At 48.4% G+C, this 1,321-nt stretch carries 1 protein-coding gene and 2 pseudogenes; 1 reads left to right on the top strand and 2 read right to left on the bottom strand.

The window, feature by feature from the left end; translation table 11 throughout:
- Positions 1 to 267 (top strand): annotated as a pseudogene (locus DW677_RS18010) (toxin); the annotation flags it as partial.
- Positions 268 to 432: 165 nt separating this feature from the next.
- Here the strand turns inward: DW677_RS18010 and DW677_RS18005 are convergent.
- The gene (locus DW677_RS18005; protein ID WP_117472586.1) at positions 433 to 852 is read right to left on the bottom strand and encodes an MmcQ/YjbR family DNA-binding protein; all 420 of its coding nucleotides are present in this window, start codon (positions 850 to 852) and stop codon (positions 433 to 435) included.
- Positions 853 to 886: 34 nt separating this feature from the next.
- Positions 887 to 1,321: pseudogene (locus DW677_RS18000) on the bottom strand (O-acetyl-ADP-ribose deacetylase); the annotation flags it as partial.

Raw genomic sequence — 1,321 nt, 5'->3', positions numbered from 1 at the left:
AATATGGCGAAAACCACCCCGATTCATGAGTTCATGCTCTACGATATGAAATCCAAACCGGAACATGAAGCGAACATCGTAGCAGCAGAGATTCTGATGGACAGCGATGAAGTCCTTCGTTACATCTATGAGTATGGATACACAGCCGAGCAGATCGCCAGTGCGATGTCCACCGACATCAATCTGGTTGCGCTGAATGTAGCACACCTGGCTACACTTGGTTATAATCTGCACGCACTGGAACATAAAAGCAACTTTTTGAAATAACGTATCTTCGAGGAGCCTTGATCGGCTCCTCTTTTTTGTTGCAAATTGTGCAGATGCCGTCTGCACAATTATTTCCAGAGCTGCTCCTATGTATAATTGACCCCCAGCTCCTGCAAATCTTTAGCGGCCGTCACAGCATCCACATGAAAGCGTTCCCGGTAATGCTTATTCATCTTTTTCTTTGCCATTTGCGGAATCTCCCGGATTTTTTGCTGATGACTTTGGGTTGTGCTTCTTCGGTGCTGTCAGCTCATAGCTCAAAGAAAGCAGGTCTTTGATGGCATCATCCAGTTCCGGTTTGCCAAGCTGAATACTGAGCCACTTCTCCTTATTCATATGATAGGCTGGAAAATAGCCGTCCTGCCCGCGAAGAGAGCCAATCAGCAGCGGATCGCTTTTCACATTGAGAACATCCATGATGCCTGTCTCCGGCAATCCCAACTTATCAGCAGATACTTCCAGAACTACACCATACCATTTATTATTGTCTTTGTGCCGCAGTACAGCATTCCGGTCATGCCAGGGATATTCCGGCTCTGTGCCGTACTGCTGGTGTATCCATGTAAATAATTCTTGTCGTGTCACTCCATCGCTCCTCCTTCCAGCCAATCTATCATGTCTTTCGGTCAAAAATAACGATGTAGACCATCATCTCATTTTCCATCAGGAACGTACTGATGGTATCGACTGCAACCTTCAGAGCCTGGTCTTTAGGATAGCCGTAAATGCCGGAGGAAATCAGCGGAAAGGCCACCGACTGACAGCCATTTTCTTTTGCCAGGTTCAGAGATGTCCGATAACAGGATTCCAGAAGCTCCTGTTCCCGATGCTTGCCATCCCGCCAACGTGGACCGACTGCATGGATCACATATTTGCAGGGCAAGCGGTATCCCTTTGTGATTTTTGCGCTGCCGGTTTCGCAGCCATGCAGCGTACTGCATTCTGCAAGCAGCTCCGGTCCGGCGGCACGGTGAATGCAGCCGTCCACACCGCCGCCGCCCAAAAGAGAAGTATTGGCAGCATTGACGATTGCGTCAACGCTCATTTTTGTAAT

The sequence above is a fragment of the Clostridium sp. AM25-23AC genome (assembly GCF_003435125.1).
Taxonomy (GTDB): domain Bacteria; phylum Bacillota; class Clostridia; order Lachnospirales; family Lachnospiraceae; genus Pilosibacter; species Pilosibacter fragilis.
This window is presented reverse-complemented; position numbering and strand designations above follow the sequence as displayed.